The sequence below is a fragment of the Bacillus sp. JJ1764 genome (genome assembly GCF_036962145.1).
Lineage (GTDB): Bacteria > Bacillota > Bacilli > Bacillales > Cytobacillaceae > Neobacillus.
Map to the genome: position 1 here is coordinate 1 of NZ_JBALNY010000108.1, position 16,856 is coordinate 16,856.

Here is a 16,856-nt window from a genome sequence, read left to right on the forward strand (position 1 = left end):
AAATGTAACTCAATAATAGATGGATTAGGCCGGGGCAATCCCGGCTTTTTTTTTATTTTTAAGTAACATAATAGGAAAAGTTCGAATTATCGTATAAAATAAGTATATTATCAAGTTGCCAAGGGGATAAAAGAAAATGGTGAAAATAGCCAATCCAAATGAAACAATTTCTACGTTAAAAGGAAAAATTGAATCGATTTATGAATACTTGTTGAATCAACAAGATGTTGAGCAAGCCGAAAAGGTAAAACAACTGGCACGAAAAATGGAAAATCGCGAGTTTGCTATTGCGTTTTGTGGGCATTTTTCGGCCGGTAAATCAACCATGATTAATCGGGTTGTTGGTGAAAACCTCTTACCTTCAAGTCCGATTCCAACCAGTGCCAATTTAGTAAGGATTAAAGCTGGAGAGGACTATGCCAAGGTATTTTTTAAATCAGAAAAGCCAAGGCTTTATTTAGCACCTTATGATTATAATCTAGTGAAAAATTACTGTAAGGATGGAGATCAGATTCAAGAAATTGAAATGAGCCATAGTGATACAAACCTTCCTGCCAATACAGTCATTATGGATACTCCGGGAATAGATTCTGCTGATGATGCACATCGAATTGCTACAGAATCTGCCATTCATCTGGCTGATTTAATTTTTTATGTAATGGACTATAACCATGTTCAGGCAGAATTAAATTTTCAATTTACTAAGGAATTAACCGAGGCAGGAAAAGATGTATACCTAGTGATCAATCAAGTAGATAAGCATAGGGCTGAAGAATTAAGTTTTCAAGAGTTTCAAACAAGTGTAATAGAATCATTTGCTTCATGGGGAGTGAAACCAGCAAGAATATTTTATACATCCTTAAAGCAGCCAAACCACCCTTATAATCAATTTAACGAATTACAAACTTTTATAAAGGAAAAACTCGCTGTTAAAGATCAATTATTTCTTCCATCCATTTTTCATTCCTTGAAAAAAATCGCAGCAGATCATCTACACCAACTGCGCGAGGAAACAAATGAAAATATTACTCCTTATATGGAAATCATGAATGAATTAACAGAGAAAGAGCGATTGACCTTGCTTGATTCTTTTGAACAAATCCATTCAGACCTAGAGACTTTAAGTAAGGACCAAAGTGAACAGGACTTTGAAAAAGAAATAGCTCAGCTGATGAAAAATGCCTATTTAATGCCGTTTCAAACAAGAGAATTGGCAGAAAGTTATTTAGAATCCTGTCAGCCAGAGTTTAAGGTTGGCTTCCTTTTTTCCAAACAAAAGACACAAGAAGAAAAGAATGCAAGATTGGAAACTTTCTATCAAGATATAGCTGAAAAAGCTAATTCTCAACTGGAGTGGCATATTAGGGAATTCCTGTTAAGAACCCTGAAGGCAAAGAAACTGGATGATGGAGAATTGTTACACCTTGCGCAGTCCTTTTCAATCCATGTCCAAAAAGAATTATTAATGAACGCAGTGAAACCGGGAGCCCGTCTATCTGGTCAATATGTTCTGCAATACACAGACGATGTGGCAAATGGGGTTAAAAAACTTGCTAGAACACAGCTAGAAAAATTTAAAGAACAGTACTTACATGCAATAGCCGAATTGGATGAAAAACAGAAAAAGCAATTTGAACAAGAACATGGAGACATTGAACGATATGTTCAGGCATTGACTGTGATCGAAAAACAAGAGAGAAAATGGACTGAAAAAGAAAAGCAGGTTCAAACCCTTCTTCAGCAATCACAAGGCTTGGAAGAAGATAAATATCATTTATTTGATGCCGAAGAAGAAGATGTTGAAGTGGTTAAAACGACAGAGGAAATTCGAAATAAGATAGAAGACCAACAATCAGATCAGGTAGAGCTGCCACAACCAGCTGAAAATGCAGTGATGCAAACTAACTTGGATCAGGAAAACCAATTACAAGCAACAGTTGATAGATTGTTACATGCATCATCTTTGATAAAGAATTTACCAGGAATGGAGAAGTTGTCCCTAGAATTAATCGAAAAAGCAGAAAGGCTAAATAACAAAGGATTTACCGTTGCATTATTTGGTGCATTCAGTGCTGGAAAGTCGTCTTTTGCCAATGCGTTAATGGGTGAAAAGGTATTACCGGTATCGCCAAATCCAACGACGGCAGCTATTAATAAAATTAAGCCGGTAACGGAAGAATTTCAACATGGAACGGTATTGGTGAAGTTTAAAGAACCTGAGAAGATGCTTGAGGATGTGAATCGTTCCCTTAAGGTGTTTGAACTCCATGCCCATGATTTTGCGCAAGCATCAAATCTGATTGACAAAATGATGAATGAGAAAAGCCAAGAAGGCATTTTCGAAAAGACTCACTATGCTTTTTTAATGGCTTTTAATAAAGGTTATCAATCTTACGTTGATTTGCTGGGTTCCATTAAACAAACCGATGTAAATGAATTCCAAGATTTTGTGGCAAAAGAAGAAAGATCCTGTTATGTGGAATGGATAGAACTTTATTATGACTGTGAATTAACACGGAAGGGAATTACTTTAGTTGATACCCCCGGTGCAGATTCTATCAATGCGCGCCATACAGGAGTAGCCTTTGATTATATTAAAAACTCGGATGCCATATTATTTGTAACCTATTACAATCATGCCTTTTCAAAAGCAGACAGGGAATTTTTAATTCAATTAGGACGGGTTAAGGAATCGTTCCATTTAGACAAGATGTTTTTCATTATTAACGCAATCGATCTTGCAGAAAATGAGGAAGAAAAGAATGATGTTGCAGAATATGTTCAGAGTCAACTCATTAAATATGGTATTAGAAATCCTCATCTTTATCCTTTATCAAGTCTGTTGGCTCTTAAGGAAAAGCAAAATACAAATGAAAAACTACATTCCGGTATGAACCTTTTCGAGCAGTCATTCTATCAATTTATCTCAACAGATTTAACGGGGATGGTCATTTCCAGTGCTGAAAAAGAATTAGTACGTGTGCGTGAATTAGTAGATAAACTAATTTTGAGCTCAAGCGAAGAAAAGACAGTTAAAGAGCAAAAATTCAAGGAAATAACCAATCAAAAAACCGCTATTTTGCAATTGCTTGGAAACCAAACGAGTGAAGGAATTCAAAGTCGCTTTTCTCAAGAATCCAGGGAACTAACTTTTTATATAAAACAAAGAGTATTTTTACGTTTTAGTGACTTCTTTAAAGAGGCGTTTAATCCGGCGACGCTTAAGGAGGACGGAAGAAATATAAAGAAAGCCTTTCAGTTGGCCTTGGATGAATTTATCGAGAGTGTTGGTTATGATTTTGCCCAAGAAATGCGGGCAACAACAGTTAGGCTTGAACGATTTGCTGAGGGCTTGCTGAGTGATGCGCAAGCCACTCTGACAAGGAAGATACATGATATCAATAAAGACCTTTCCTTTTCTGACTTTGAAAAAGGGAAATTCACTGAAATCGATTTCCCGATTGCATTTCAGTCTTTTAACGAACAACTATTTACGAAAGCATTCAGTTATTTTAAAAATCCGAAGGCCTTTTTTGAAAAAAATGAGAAGAAAAATTTAAGTGATGAACTCCATAACCAGCTCAATCCTAAAGCGGATGAGTATTTACTTCAAGAGGCTGAACGAATGAACAGCATGTATTTGCAGGAGTTGAAACAAGAATTTACCCGTTTGTTGGAACAAATGAATGAGCAGGCAAATGATTATTATTTAAGCTTACAGGCAGCCATGGAAGGCGGGGTTCCAGTAGAGGTATTAAAAAATATTCAGCAACAATTGGCTTAAATTAATTTTTCAAATAGAGGTGAGTTTCTTGAAATATATCTTGGATAGAGAATGGCTATTAGACCATTTACATGATCGCCAAGTAAGGATTGTGGACTGTCGTTTTACATTGACAGATCCGGAGAAAGGTAGACAGGATTACCTCACCGGTCATCTCCCGGGTGCCAGCTATTTTGATTTAGAAAAGGATTTATCGAGCCCTGTTGGTCTTCACGGAGGAAGACATCCATTGCCAAACCTAGATCAGCTCGTAAAAAAGCTCGAACAATCAGGGATCAACGAGGATTCAACTGTGGTTGTTTATGACAATGGAGAGGAGGCATTCGCAGGGAGGTTCTGGTGGATGCTACAATATTTAGGTCATGAAAAAGTATACGTTTTAAACGGTGGTTTTAAACAATGGGTTCTGGCTGACTTGCCGGTAACAACTGACATCCCTTTACATGAACCTGCCCATTTTAAGTATCAGGTTAAGCCTGGGATTTTAGCCCAGTATTCCGAAGTACAGGATGTTGTTTCAGGAGCAAAATCAGACGTTGTGTTAATTGATTCACGGGAGGAAAAACGGTATCTAGGCTTAGAAGAGCCGATAGATAAAAAAGCGGGACATATTCCAAGTGCAATTAATAAGCCATGGATGGAAGGACTGGAGGATGGCTATTATAAGCCGGCAGGAGAACAGCATGAACGCTTTTCTGAACTCAGTTCAGACCAACAAATCATCGTTTATTGTGGTTCGGGGGTAACAGCCACACCAAACTACCTTGCTTTAAAAGAAGCAGGATTCAAAAATGTAAAGCTTTACGTTGGCAGCTTTAGCGACTGGATCTCCTATGATGGAAATAAAATAGACTAAGCTTCCAAACAATCGTGTGTTATAATGAGGCTTGTGTTTTTAATATAGGAGGTTCCGAAATGAACAATAAACAGCCTTCACTATTGCTTGTCGACGGTATGGCTTTGTTATTTAGGGCATTTTATGCAACAGCCGTTTCCGGGCATTTTATGATTAATTCTAAAGGGGTTCCTACCAATGGAATCCATGGCTTTATCAAGCACTTATTTACAGCAGTATCTACCTTTAAACCTACCCATGTAGCTGTATGCTGGGATATGGGCAGCAAAACGTTCAGAACGGAGCTCTTTCCAGACTACAAAGGCAACCGTGGAGAAGCACCGGTTGAATTAATACCACAATTTGATTTAGTGAAAGAGGTAGTTGCTTCTTTTGATATCCCTAATATCGGCATGGTTGGATACGAAGCAGACGATTGTATCGGTACGATTGCCAATCAATCCAAGAACCATGCTCAAGTATCTATTTTAACGGGAGATCAGGATATCCTGCAGCTTCTTGACGAGCGCATTTCAGTGATTTTGTTAAAAAAGGGTTTTGGAAATTATCTCGTTCATACACCACAAACCTTTTTTGAAGAAAAGGGAATAACACCACGACAAATGATTGATTTGAAGGCCTTGATGGGTGATCCAAGCGACAACTATCCAGGAGTAAAAGGAATAGGCGAAAAAACAGCATTAAAATTGCTGAAGGATTTTGAGCATGTTAATGGTATTGTCTCCAATTTGGAACAGCTATCCAAATCACATAAGACCAAGATCGAACAGGATTTGGACATGCTGCATTTATCTAGGAAACTGGCAGAAATTAAATGTGATGTACCGGTATCCTGCAGCCTTGAGGAAGCTGGTCTGAGAATTGAAAAAGAAAAAGCACTAAAAAAATTACAAGAACTGGAATTGCGCGGCTTGAATCGTTTATTGCCGCTCGAAGAAGCATTTATTTCCTAACACTGGGCTGCCAATCAGGCAGCCTTTTTATTTATGTCTTTTCTGTATGCACAACTGTGTGAAATCTTAATAGAATAAAAAAGGAGTCTACACACTTTTAAGGGGAAGGGACTCATGGGAAAGTACTCTTTAGAAAATGACGTAATTGGCAAAGGGGCAACTAGTACAGTCTATTTGGCACAGAATCACAAGGGGGAGAAGGTCGTAATCAAAAAGGTGAAAAATTTGGCTGAGGCTGAAGCTGAGGCTGACCTTCATAAACGCCTGCCGTTATCTGAACACATTGTTTCATTTATTGAATTTTTTCCTGAAGGCCCTATTGGTAATCTGGTTTTTGAATATCACCCTGGGAAGATTCTAGGACATTTTAAAAAAGGAAAGCCGCGTTCACAAACGTTGGCTGTTCAGATTACTTTAAATATTTTAAAAGGGCTAAAAGTGGCGCATGAATCTGGGATTTTACATTGTGATCTTACTCCACATAATGTTCTCATTGACAGGGATGATCCTCAAACAGTCAAAATTATTGACTTTGGATCTTCGGTTAAAGCCAATCTATCTGGAGTATATAAGGGTAGCCATAAGGGGGCAACCAAATGGTATCGACCTCCTGAGCTCAGAAAGCAGGGAAACAGGTTTACTGCAGACTTAAATTACAGCTCCGATTTATACAGTGCGGCTTGTATTTGTTTATATTTACTTACAGGGGTAGCACCCTTCCGGAAAAGCCAAGCTTGTTTAAAAGTAATCAATCCAGGCCTGCAAAAGGTCCTTAGAAAAGCAGTTGATAAGGACAAAAAAAGACGTTTTCAAACAGCGCAAGAACTTTTCGATGCTCTTGCACCGTTTGGTGTTTAACTAGCACTCATCACAATCTAAAAGGAGAAGAATAGGTTGGACGATTTTAAACTAATTGAAATTGTTCCAGGGAATCCAGTCGTGCTCCAGAAAAATCCAACAAATTACCCGTTAATTGGTAAGGGATTACAGGGGGCAGTGTTTAAGTTGTCTGAGGATCGATGTGTAAAAATTTATTCAAGGAAGCGATACTGCAAACGAGATAGTCAAGTTTTAAGAGAAATCGGCCAACAGTCATCGATTGTTCCTGAAATTTACGAGATCGGCGATAAGTATATTATTATGGAATACTTATCAGGACCATCTTTACAAGAAATATTTGAAGAACAGCGAGAAATAAGTGAGCCAATTTGTATACAAATGATTGAGTTGCTTCACGAACAAATACGCTGTCAATTTCCTCGAATAGATTTTGCCTTGAGGCACGCGATTTATGATGGTAAGGGGAGGTTGAAACTGATTGACCATGTGAATTCATTTAGAGTAAAGCGCACCGTTCCTACCCGATTATTAAAGGATTTAAAGCAAATCGGCCTTTTAGAAGAATTTTTAGAAAAGGTGAAACCGATTGAGCCTCAATTTTATGAACAATGGAAAAAACTACGCATCAGAAACAGCTAATCCTCCATAACTCTTTTTTATAGTCTGAATATATTGATTTAAAGACCTGAAAATAACTGAAGGTGACAGTCGATGAAAAGACAGACAATCGGAATATTATTATCTGAGACAGCATGGAAAAAAAACTATCAACGAAAAATGAATAGAATCGATGAATACAGGATAAACCAATATGTGAAGCGAGGGGATGACCTAGACCTTCAACTCTTATTTTTTAATGTTGCCCGTCTAAACCTAGAAAATCAAACTGGTCATGCCTTTGAAATAAGTAAGAATCAATGTATCGAATATCCATCAATAGCATTACCATCCATTTTTTACAATCCCTCCAATTATCGACAACTGAAAGAGCAACGAATCATTCAGCATCTTGCCGCCCACCAAGGTGTAACCGTGATTAATGAGCGGTCTATTATTAAGAATAAACACCTTCAGGAGCTGCTTGCAGCAAAGCCAGAGTTTATGGATTTTGTTCATTCGAAACATATTCATGTAGCACCGATTACTTTCACGATTCTTGGTCAAAAATCGTTATCTTCGGAATCGGAATGGGATTTTCCAATCCTATATGCTAAAGTGCACGATAAAATAGTCCCACTGAAGGATATAAAAGAGGCTTTGGATTCATATAATACCCACCCGCAAGAGGTTGAAACTGAATTGCTGCGTATTAGTCAATCAATCTTCGAACTAATCCATTATTATTATCCAGGTATCCATGAAATAGGTCTTCAATTCACATTAAATATGGATGGGGAATTTCGAATATTGGCGACCTGCTCCATTGATAAGGTGCTTAAAGATCTTTCTAAGTGGGAAGAGTTATTACGACAACAGCTGATTCATAGGCCCATTGAACTGGCACGTCATCTGCTGCAAAGAAAACAAATCTTACATGATCTTCCATTCATAACTTCAGCAAAAGTGGAAGGGAAAAAGGAGAAGCAAAAGAGGTTAAACTATTGGGTTAAGCTGTCAGTATTCCATGAAGAAACGAATATCATTAAAATTCCAAATCAAATGGGTGAGATGTTACGAGACCAACCAAAGTCACTCAAGTTTGGTGTGAAGGACGAAGTATGCTTTTTTGAATATTACGAGGATCCATTTTCACTTAGAAGAAACTCTTTCCACACACCCGCAGAAATTTTTATTTCCACTACTTTGTCGAATCAATTACTCATTCCTGAAGGACACATTTTTCAATTGCATTTCAATAATGGCAAAGCAATATTAGGACCAACAATTGGTTTTCTCCTTGGAGAAAAAAATCATATGTATAACTTAAACTATATGGAGAAATTTCTGGATCGATTAGGGGAATATGACCGTTTTGGTGGAACAATCATTGCTTTTTCCACAAGGTCTGTGAATTGGGATGAGAACATTGCCTACGGATTTATTTATGATCCCAATGAAAAGAAGTGGAAATATGGCTCTACAGCTATACCGGCAACCATTTACCGGAGAAATTTCCACCAAGATCAGGGCAGCATTCAAGCATTAATAAAGTTAACAAATAACCAAGTTTTTAATTCATACCACTTTAAAAAATCGGATCTTTATTTCTTAAAACATCATCCTGAATTAAAACAACATTTACCTGAGACTTTTCTATTGAAAAATCCTGAGGCACTATTCGAATTTGTTCGTGAACAAAGAAAAGTCATTATTAAACCTATCAGTTTATCACGCGGAAGAGGAATCTATATAGTAGAAAATAAAAATCAAGATGACACTGAATTTGTTTTATCCGACTACTCTTTCACCCCAAAGGTACAGTATAGAACTAGAAATCTCCTAGAATTAAAGGAGTTACTAAATAAACTAGGGGTGTTATCAAAGGAGTATTTATATCAAACTTACATTCCTTTATTAAAGGTTAACAATAGGGCATTGGATGTAAGAGTAGTCATGCAAAAATTTAACAAGAATGAATGGATGTGCTCTGGTATTGAGTGCAGGGTTGCGGGTGAAGACGAGGAGCTTACGAATATCGCAAGAGGCGGAGAAGCAATGGAATTACAAGAAGTAATCAAACGAACCAATTCTCGCCTCTCTTATCTAAGTGTCCATAGAAGCATTTTAAATCTATGCTACAAGTTTTGTGAATTGATGGATGAATCAGATCATCATTACGCGGAATTTGGCATTGATATTGCTTTGGATGAGGAAGGTTATCCTTGGATTCTTGAAGCCAACATTTACCCCAGCTTTAAAGGGTTTAAAATATTAGATTATCAAAAGTATTTAAAAATTCGTTACCAGCCGATCTTTTATGCAGTTGAAATCCAAGGTTTCAAAATTTTTGACACAGTGAAATATACCAAAAATAAACAATTTCAGGGTGTTTATTGAGGATAGGCAAACGGTTAAGTTTATGAAAAAAACAGGGTTCCTCGTGAGGGACCCTGTTTTTGATTTAACTTATTAAATTCCTTTATATGCCAGGCGGTAAATTTCAGCAAGTTCTGTTACAAGCGGCAATTTAGGGTTAGCTGTTGTACATTGATCCTCAAATGCACGGTCTGCCAAGTAATCAACTTTGCTTTCGAATTCAGCTTTATCGATATTATTAGCTTCAAGGCTCATAGGAACGTTAAGCTCTTTCGCTAATTCAACAATAGCCTTAACGAGGCTTTCGACACCTTCTTCAGTTGTTCTTGCAGGTAGGCCTAGAGTTCTTGCAATTTCAGCATAACGTTGGTCAGCGATAAAATGCTTATATTTAGGGAATGCAGTAAATTTCTTCGGTTTAGTAGCATTATAGCGAATAACATGCGGTAAAAGAACTGCATTTGCACGGCCGTGAGCAATATGGAATTCTGCTCCAAGTTTATGCGCAAGGCTGTGGTTAATGCCTAGGAAGGCATTTGCGAACGCCATACCAGCAATGGTAGATGCATTATGCATTTTTTCACGTGCTTCTTCGTCACTGCCATTTCTATAAGCTCTTGGCAGATATTCAAATACTAATTGAATAGATCTCATCGCTAAACCGTCAGTATAGTCATTTGCCATACAAGAGACATAAGCTTCAATTGCGTGAGTTAAAACATCCAATCCAGTATCTGCAGTAATATGTTTTGGTACAGTCATAACGAATTGTGGATCGATAATCGCTACGTCTGGAGTTAATTCATAATCAGCAAGTGGATATTTTACATTCGCTTCTTTGTCAGTAATAACAGAGAAAGAAGTAACCTCAGATCCAGTTCCTGATGTTGTTGGAATCGCTACAAATTGTGCATGTGATCCTAAATGTGGATACTTAACAATCCGTTTACGGATGTCCAGGAATTTTTGTTTTAGACCGAAGAAGTCTGCATCTGGATGCTCATAGAACAACCACATTCCTTTAGCCGCATCCATTGCGGAGCCGCCGCCAAGAGCGATGATTACGTCTGGCTGGAATTTCGCCATCATTTCGGCACCTTTCATGACTGTTTCGATTGATGGATCTGGTTCTACTTCAGAGAAAATTTCACAATGTACATAATCAGGACGTTTTCTCAAATAGTAAAGTACTTTATCTACATAGCCCAATTTAACCATGCCAGGGTCAGTGACAATAAATGCTTTTGAAATATTAGGCATTTTAGCTAAATACTGAGTTGAATTCTTTTCAAAGTAAATTTTTGATGGAACTTTAAACCATTGCATATTCACGTTTCTTCTAGCCACCTTTTTAATGTTTACTAGGTGAATGGCTCCTACGTTCGTTGATACGGAGTTGCCGCCATAAGTACCGCAGCCTAATGTTAAAGATGGAATATAGGCATTATAAATATCTCCGATCGCACCTTGAGAAGATGGAGCATTGACAATAATACGGCCAGCCTTCATCCGAAGACCAAATGCTCTTATTGCATCATCATTAGTTGTATGAATAACAGCTGAGTGACCAAGTCCACCAAATTCAAGCATTTCCTCTGCTCTTGTTAACCCTTCTTCAAGACTGTTTACCTTGTAGCAGGCTAATACAGGGCTTAATTTTTCTCTTGATAGTGGATAGTCAGGTCCAACACCTTGCAATTCAGCTACTAAAATTTTAGTTCCTTCTGGTACAGTCACACCAGCCATTTTAGCAATTTTAAAAGCAGGCATACCAACGATGTCAGCGTTAACGGCACACGTATTTTCGTTGATTACTAGTTTTTCAACCTTTTTCTTTTCTTCTTTGTTTAAGAAGTAGCAGCTATTTGAAATCATTTCAGCTTTAACTTCAGCATAAACCTCTTTATCGATGATTACTGCTTGTTCAGAGGCACAAATCATACCGTTATCAAATGTTTTAGAAAGAATTAGATCATTTACGGCTTGTTTAAGGTTAGCTGATTTTTCGATATAGCAAGGTACATTTCCTGGTCCAACGCCTAATGCTGGTTTTCCAGAACTGTAGGCAGATTTCACCATGCCTGAACCACCAGTAGCAAGAATAAGTGAAATTTTTGGATGGTTCATTAATGCTTGTGTTGCCTGAAGGGAAGGCAATTCAATCCATTGAATACAATTTTCAGGTGCACCAGCTTTAATCGCAGCATCTCTTAAGATTCTTGCAGCTTCACTGCTGGATTTTTGGGCAGATGGATGGAAAGCAAACACAATTGGATTTCTTGTTTTAATAGAAATTAATGATTTAAACATGGTTGTTGAAGTCGGGTTAGTAACAGGTGTTACACCGGCAACAACTCCAACTGGCTCAGCAATTTCAATAATGCCTTCGTGCTCATTTTCACTAATAATACCAGCTGTTTTATTATATTTAATGTTGTGGTAAACATATTCGGTAGCAAACATGTTTTTGATGATTTTGTCTTCATAAACACCGCGTCCTGTTTCTTCATGAGCAAGTTTTGCAAGCTGCATGTGCTGATCTAGACCGGCTAAAGCCATTGCCTTCACAATCTCATCTACTTTTTCTTGATCTAATTGACGAAATTGTTCTAGTGCTTTTAGGCCGTTGTCTACTAATTTGTCGACCATTTCATTAACTGTAAGAACTTTTTCTTCTACTGCCATTGATAATCCCTCCATAGTACATTTCTAATTAGTATAATTAGGTAAAGCTAGAATAATATTTATTCACAGACCGGATTTCTTGGGATTTTTTCAAAAGAAATATCGGTCATTACCTTTGAGCTTCTTTTTACAATGATGACAAAATTCACTGTCCAAATATAGGAAGGAATTTGATCGTCTTCTTTAAACATCATGGCTTCAAATTCGTCGCCGATGATTTCTTCGAAGACTTCTTGCGTATAAACTTCTGCGTCAGTAGCAAATTCTTTCCATTCGCAAATCATCATGTTTGATCACTCCTTGTTTCTTTATGATTAAATCTTAGCATGGAATTTACGACAAAAGTATGTGAAAAAGTGAACAAACTTTGAAAAAAATAAAAACATACTGTCAATATTGTAAACGCTTAAAAATGAGAATTCACAAAATATCTCTTGTATAAATGGTAAAAATATGCTCACCTGATTTATCCCAAGTAAACCTGTTTTTGACATGTTGAACACAATTTTCCCCCATCTCCTTTAGCCATTCTGGATTCGAAAGGAGTTTATTTACATAATGAATGATTTCTGTTTCCATCGTTTCTGTACTTACTAAATACCCAGTTTTGCCGTGTTCAATAATTTCCGGAATCCCGCCAATGTTCGTTGCAATGACAGGTACCCCGCAGGCCATTGCCTCCACATTCACCAATCCGAATGCTTCCTTTCCAATAGAAGGTACTAGAACAACATCTGCCGCCGCGAACCATGAATGAATTTGGTCATGAGGAATAAATGACATGAATCTGACATCTTCCCCTAAATCAGATGCCAACTGATGCAAAGATTCCACATATCGTGTATTCTTCTCAGAACCAATATAAGCACTTCCGGCAATAATTAATACGGTGCCTGGCACCAATTCCCTAATCTTTGGAAATGACCGAAGGATTTTATGAACCCCTTTTATTTTTCTGAGCCTCCCCACATATAATAGAATGTTTTTACCTTCGAGTTTGTGTTGTTTTTTTAATGATATGACCATTTTTGACTCCTGATTGATCCATTTGCTGCAAAATCGATTGGTATCAACCCCTAAGTGGTTAACTAATATTTTCTCTGAAGGGAAGGTTGTATGATGGATAAGAAAGTCTTTAAGGAAATGGCTATTGACTAATATGAAATCTGCTTTTTCAAGACAGTTATTTAAAACTGTTTTTGGAATGTGGGAGGTGGAAATATACGTAATGGAATGAAGGGATAGGATAATTTTCGTATCTTTTACATATTGACGGATTATGGGTACGAACTTGGGCCGATTCTCTACCTGGATGACATCATGTTTACGCAATTGTAGTTCTCGGGCAATCTTATGTGCATAACTTGACCAACTTCTCTTGGAGATACGAATATAGTTAATATTGCCACGACTTTCTCTGTTAGGCAGCTTTTTGGAGGATTTTCCGAAAATCGTAAAATCTATTTTATTCTGAAGCACATGCGTCAGCTTTTCTATAACTGTTTCTACTGAACTAGATCGCTTAGAGGGAATCGGAAATGATCCTGGAGTGATAATGGCCACTTTTGGCTTTATTGTCATATGCTAAAGCACCTCTCTTTCAAATAAACAATATGAAAAGGTATCGTCACCATATACTTGACTAAGAATAAATTAAATAAACTGGAACAATTGCTCCATGATTGGAGGGAAGAGCATGGGAAAACAAAACATTGGAATATTAATTGGCTCTAAATTATATAGGAAACTTCAAGCGGGAAGAAAAACTAAGATATTGACATTGTATGAGGAAGCATGTAAAAACTATAACCTTAATCCATGTTTCATTAGTTTTAAAGATATCATCCCCAACCAACCACAAATCAAAGCATATATACAAAATACAAACGGAGATTATCAACTAGCATATATAGAAAAACCGTTGGTCATTCATAATAGAGGGTATCAAAATTCAAAATCAGCCCAAAAAAGACTTAAGCGGTTGAGAGAAGAAGGCATGATGATCTTTAATGAGTGGAATTGTTACGGTAAACTTTACATTCATCAAATACTTATGGAAAATCAACAACTTATTCCTCATCTTCCAGAAACTCAAATTGTAAATGAAGAACACTTATATGACATGATAAATAAATATCAAGAACTTATTGTAAAACCAAATAAGGGAACTTTAGGAAAAAGGAATAAGAAACTCACTAAATTAAATAATCGTCATTGGATTTTGACCTCTCTCTGTGGTGATTCTTATAAAGAAGAAATCATAACCATTCAAGACTTAGTATCAAAACTTGTAAAGACAAAACGGAATTATTACTTAATCCAAGAAAGAATAAAGTTGGCAACGTTTCAACAAAATCCGTTTGACATACGTGTTTCCGTGCAAAGGAATGAATGGGGAGAATGGCAGGTTACCGGTATGGTAGCAAAAGTTGCGGGGGCAGGCAACTTTGTAACAAATGTAGCCAGAGGTGGTACTTGTTATTCGCTTAATCAAATCCTTGAAGACCATCCACAATTACAATATAAACAAGTTTATGACGAGATCAAGTATTTGAGTCTCGCCATAGCAGATCAGTTAAGCAATCGGTTACCGTTCCTGGTTGATTTAGGTTTGGACATCGGGATTACAGCAAAAGGTTTTCCCATGTTTATTGAATGTAATGCCAGAGATTTAAGATATAGTTTTCGAAATGCAAATTTATTGGATATTTGGAAAGAGACCTATAAAACTCCAATTGGGTATGGAAAATACCTGTTGAATCAACAAATCTAAACGTAAAATATCTGGCTGTCGCTCGTTAAAGACAGCCAGTATTTTCATTATTATTTAGTGTTAGCTTTTTTAGCTGCATTTTCTAACTTGCTTTTTGGTTCCTCTGAAAATTCTGCATCCTGTCCATAGCCTTGTGGATTAACACCAGGTGCTTTTACGCCACGGCTTTTATTTCCTTTTTTACTCATCGAACGTCACCTCCACTTTTTTAGTATGACCAGTTATATTAATAAAAGTCATTCAAACACCACACAATAAGGAAGAGGTGATCAAATGAACAAAGCTGTATATTTAGCCCTGTTTAGTATTGGACTAGCCCAAGGCTTAAAAATTCCCTTACACTTTTTTAAAAAGAAAGAATGGAGACCTGATTTATTTTTCGGAACAGGTGGTATGCCCAGCTCCCATTCCGCAGGTGTATCTACTCTAACTACTTATATAGCCCTTAAACGGGGCGTACCTACGATGGATTTCGCTCTTTCCCTTATATATGGATTAATTGTCATGTACGATGCACAGGGGGTTAGGCGGCAAGCAGGCGAACTTACCTTAAAAGTAAATTCAATGAATGAGTTGATTGAAAAAATTCAAAAAAGAGAGAGTGTCGAATTTAAACAAGATGCTCCAAAGTTGAAAGAAGTATTGGGTCATAAACCTGAAGAAGTGATTGGTGGTGCCCTGTTGGGAGTGTTGGTGGGGATTGCTGGTCATTTAGCAACAAAAAAGGATAGAAAATGGCCTAAAATTAAGGTAAGATTTTAAGGAATATTTCATAAAGTTTGGAGCGTGTTTTGTTAAGTGCAGACTGTGGAAGATTATTTGCATTACTTGAAAGGAAAGGGTTTTCAATTTCAAGAGGACGCTGTCGGGTTTATATACTTCGGAAAACATTATACGAATGCTTCCGATGAGTTAATTAATGCAGCGATTGAAATGACCTTAAAGGCACAAAAAAGTTTTGATGGGAGTTTTTATGTTTTATTGCTCGAGACATTTATTTCTAATCAATTAATAACGAGAAAAGATGTCTTAAAATTTATGAAGGAAAATGAAATAGCGGCAATATAAAAGAAACTCCCAAATATGCGGGAGTTTCTTAACTTTCCATACTGTTGCGTTTTCTTAAGAGAGGAATTTTATCCGAAGGCAGTTCAGAGAAAATCATCCCCAGAAAAATGCATATACAGCCAAATAAGGCACTTTGAGTTAAACGTTCATCAGCCCAGTAGTATCCGGTAATGGCAGCAAATACCGGCTCCATCGCAAAGATTAACGCAACTCTCGTGGCGGAGGTGTATTTTTGAAAATTTGTCTGTATAAGAAAGGCAATAGCTGTAGCAAATATACTAGTAATTATTAGTCCAAAAATAATATCTTCTGATAACAATACATCCAAATTAAATGACTTCTTCCAATCTTCAAATAAAAAGGAAGAAATGGTAGAGAGCACAGCAACCGTTGTCAGTTGAATGACGGTTAATAAAAGCGAAGGATATTGACTTGAGTATTTGCCAGTAAAAATAATTTGCAAAGCAAAACTGATTGCACAAATTAATATAAGACCATCGCCAATATTTAATGCAGAGATATCTGTCATAGTTAGTAAAAATAATCCAATAGTTGCTGTTAAGACGCCAAGTATACCGTTTTTTCTTGGTATCTGTTTAAATAACAACATTGAAAATACTGGTACTAGAACCACACTAAGTCCGGTAATAAAGCCCGCTTTTGAAGTGGTAGTATAAAGTAATCCAATTGTTTGGGTAATGTACCCCAGAAAAAGCCAGAAACCGATAAATATGCCAGATGCCATCATTTTCCCGTTCAGCTGTTTTAATTGGTTCCGATCAAATAGAAGTAGTATGATAATTAATAAAACAGAGGCAATAATGAATCGGATCCCGTTAAATGCAAGTGGATCCAAATAACTAATGGCATTTTGGACAACCACAAAGGTCATGCCCCATACGAGTGTTACTAACAATAAAC

At 37.0% G+C, this 16,856-nt stretch carries 14 protein-coding genes; 9 read left to right on the forward strand and 5 right to left on the reverse strand.

Annotation, left to right across the window (positions count from 1 at the left end):
* Nucleotides 1–136: 136 nt before the first annotated feature.
* The 6 genes from V7083_RS15270 (at nucleotide 137) to V7083_RS15295 (ending at nucleotide 9,430) form a co-directional block, all read left to right on the forward strand.
* Nucleotides 137–3,784: a dynamin family protein gene (locus V7083_RS15270; RefSeq protein WP_335479297.1), complete on the forward strand. Its 3,648-nt coding sequence runs from the start codon at nucleotides 137–139 to the stop codon at nucleotides 3,782–3,784.
* Between the two features lie 19 nt (nucleotides 3,785–3,803).
* Nucleotides 3,804–4,640 carry a sulfurtransferase gene (locus V7083_RS15275; protein WP_335479300.1) on the forward strand — a complete coding sequence of 279 codons (837 nt, stop codon included), beginning with the start codon at nucleotides 3,804–3,806 and terminating at the stop codon, nucleotides 4,638–4,640.
* Between the two features lie 59 nt (nucleotides 4,641–4,699).
* Complete coding sequence (locus V7083_RS15280) at nucleotides 4,700–5,593, forward strand: 5'-3' exonuclease (RefSeq protein WP_335479301.1); 894 nt, start codon at nucleotides 4,700–4,702, stop codon at nucleotides 5,591–5,593.
* Nucleotides 5,594–5,707: 114 nt separating this feature from the next.
* Nucleotides 5,708–6,451 carry a serine/threonine-protein kinase gene (locus tag V7083_RS15285; RefSeq protein WP_335479303.1) on the forward strand — a complete coding sequence of 248 codons (744 nt, stop codon included), beginning with the start codon at nucleotides 5,708–5,710 and terminating at the stop codon, nucleotides 6,449–6,451.
* A gap of 36 nt (nucleotides 6,452–6,487) precedes the next feature.
* The gene (locus tag V7083_RS15290; RefSeq protein WP_335479306.1) at nucleotides 6,488–7,072 is read left to right on the forward strand and encodes a hypothetical protein; all 585 of its coding nucleotides are present in this window, start codon (nucleotides 6,488–6,490) and stop codon (nucleotides 7,070–7,072) included.
* A 72-nt stretch (nucleotides 7,073–7,144) separates the two neighbouring features.
* Entirely contained in the window at nucleotides 7,145–9,430 is a 2,286-nt protein-coding gene (locus V7083_RS15295) for a YheC/YheD family endospore coat-associated protein (RefSeq protein ID WP_335479308.1), read from the forward strand.
* A 72-nt stretch (nucleotides 9,431–9,502) separates the two neighbouring features.
* Here V7083_RS15295 and adhE read toward each other — a convergent pair whose 3' ends face one another.
* The 3 genes from adhE to V7083_RS15310 all read right to left on the reverse strand — a co-directional run bounded on the left by adhE (nucleotide 9,503) and on the right by V7083_RS15310 (nucleotide 13,675).
* Nucleotides 9,503–12,094: a bifunctional acetaldehyde-CoA/alcohol dehydrogenase gene (gene adhE / locus V7083_RS15300; RefSeq protein ID WP_335479310.1), complete on the reverse strand. Its 2,592-nt coding sequence runs from the start codon at nucleotides 12,092–12,094 to the stop codon at nucleotides 9,503–9,505.
* A gap of 59 nt (nucleotides 12,095–12,153) precedes the next feature.
* On the reverse strand, nucleotides 12,154–12,381 hold the full coding sequence (locus V7083_RS15305) for a hypothetical protein (protein ID WP_335479311.1): 228 nt from the start codon (nucleotides 12,379–12,381) through the stop codon (nucleotides 12,154–12,156).
* 133 nt (nucleotides 12,382–12,514) lie between these two features.
* Nucleotides 12,515–13,675: a glycosyltransferase family 4 protein gene (locus tag V7083_RS15310; protein WP_335479314.1), complete on the reverse strand. Its 1,161-nt coding sequence runs from the start codon at nucleotides 13,673–13,675 to the stop codon at nucleotides 12,515–12,517.
* Between the two features lie 115 nt (nucleotides 13,676–13,790).
* Between V7083_RS15310 and V7083_RS15315 the strand changes: the two genes are divergently transcribed.
* Complete coding sequence (locus V7083_RS15315; RefSeq protein WP_335479316.1) at nucleotides 13,791–14,867, forward strand: YheC/YheD family endospore coat-associated protein; 1,077 nt, start codon at nucleotides 13,791–13,793, stop codon at nucleotides 14,865–14,867.
* Between the two features lie 50 nt (nucleotides 14,868–14,917).
* Here V7083_RS15315 and sspL read toward each other — a convergent pair whose 3' ends face one another.
* Nucleotides 14,918–15,055, reverse strand: coding sequence for a small, acid-soluble spore protein L (gene sspL, locus V7083_RS15320; RefSeq protein ID WP_335479319.1), 138 nt, complete (start codon nucleotides 15,053–15,055; stop codon nucleotides 14,918–14,920).
* A gap of 85 nt (nucleotides 15,056–15,140) precedes the next feature.
* Here sspL and V7083_RS15325 point away from each other — a divergent pair, with 85 nt between their 5' ends.
* Together V7083_RS15325 and V7083_RS15330 are read left to right on the forward strand one after the other, a co-directional pair.
* Nucleotides 15,141–15,629: a divergent PAP2 family protein gene (locus tag V7083_RS15325; RefSeq protein ID WP_335479321.1), complete on the forward strand. Its 489-nt coding sequence runs from the start codon at nucleotides 15,141–15,143 to the stop codon at nucleotides 15,627–15,629.
* A 36-nt stretch (nucleotides 15,630–15,665) separates the two neighbouring features.
* Nucleotides 15,666–15,935 (forward strand): DUF6123 family protein, encoded by a 270-nt coding sequence (locus tag V7083_RS15330; RefSeq protein ID WP_335479323.1) that lies wholly within the window; start codon nucleotides 15,666–15,668, stop codon nucleotides 15,933–15,935.
* Nucleotides 15,936–15,963: 28 nt separating this feature from the next.
* Here the strand turns inward: V7083_RS15330 and V7083_RS15335 are convergent.
* A partial coding sequence (locus V7083_RS15335; protein WP_335479326.1) for a DMT family transporter occupies nucleotides 15,964–16,856 on the reverse strand: 893 nt, incomplete at its 5' end.

Coding starts and splice junctions, on each gene's coding strand:
- V7083_RS15270 (WP_335479297.1), top strand. CDS start 137: ATGGTGAAAATAGCCAATCCAAATGAAACAATTTCTACGTTAAAAGGA.
- V7083_RS15280 (WP_335479301.1), top strand. CDS start 4,700: ATGAACAATAAACAGCCTTCACTATTGCTTGTCGACGGTATGGCTTTG.
- V7083_RS15285 (WP_335479303.1), top strand. CDS start 5,708: ATGGGAAAGTACTCTTTAGAAAATGACGTAATTGGCAAAGGGGCAACT.
- V7083_RS15295 (WP_335479308.1), top strand. CDS start 7,145: ATGAAAAGACAGACAATCGGAATATTATTATCTGAGACAGCATGGAAA.
- adhE (WP_335479310.1), bottom strand. CDS start 12,094: ATGGCAGTAGAAGAAAAAGTTCTTACAGTTAATGAAATGGTCGACAAA.
- V7083_RS15305 (WP_335479311.1), bottom strand. CDS start 12,381: ATGATGATTTGCGAATGGAAAGAATTTGCTACTGACGCAGAAGTTTAT.
- V7083_RS15310 (WP_335479314.1), bottom strand. CDS start 13,675: ATGACAATAAAGCCAAAAGTGGCCATTATCACTCCAGGATCATTTCCG.
- V7083_RS15315 (WP_335479316.1), top strand. CDS start 13,791: ATGGGAAAACAAAACATTGGAATATTAATTGGCTCTAAATTATATAGG.
- sspL (WP_335479319.1), bottom strand. CDS start 15,055: ATGAGTAAAAAAGGAAATAAAAGCCGTGGCGTAAAAGCACCTGGTGTT.
- V7083_RS15325 (WP_335479321.1), top strand. CDS start 15,141: ATGAACAAAGCTGTATATTTAGCCCTGTTTAGTATTGGACTAGCCCAA.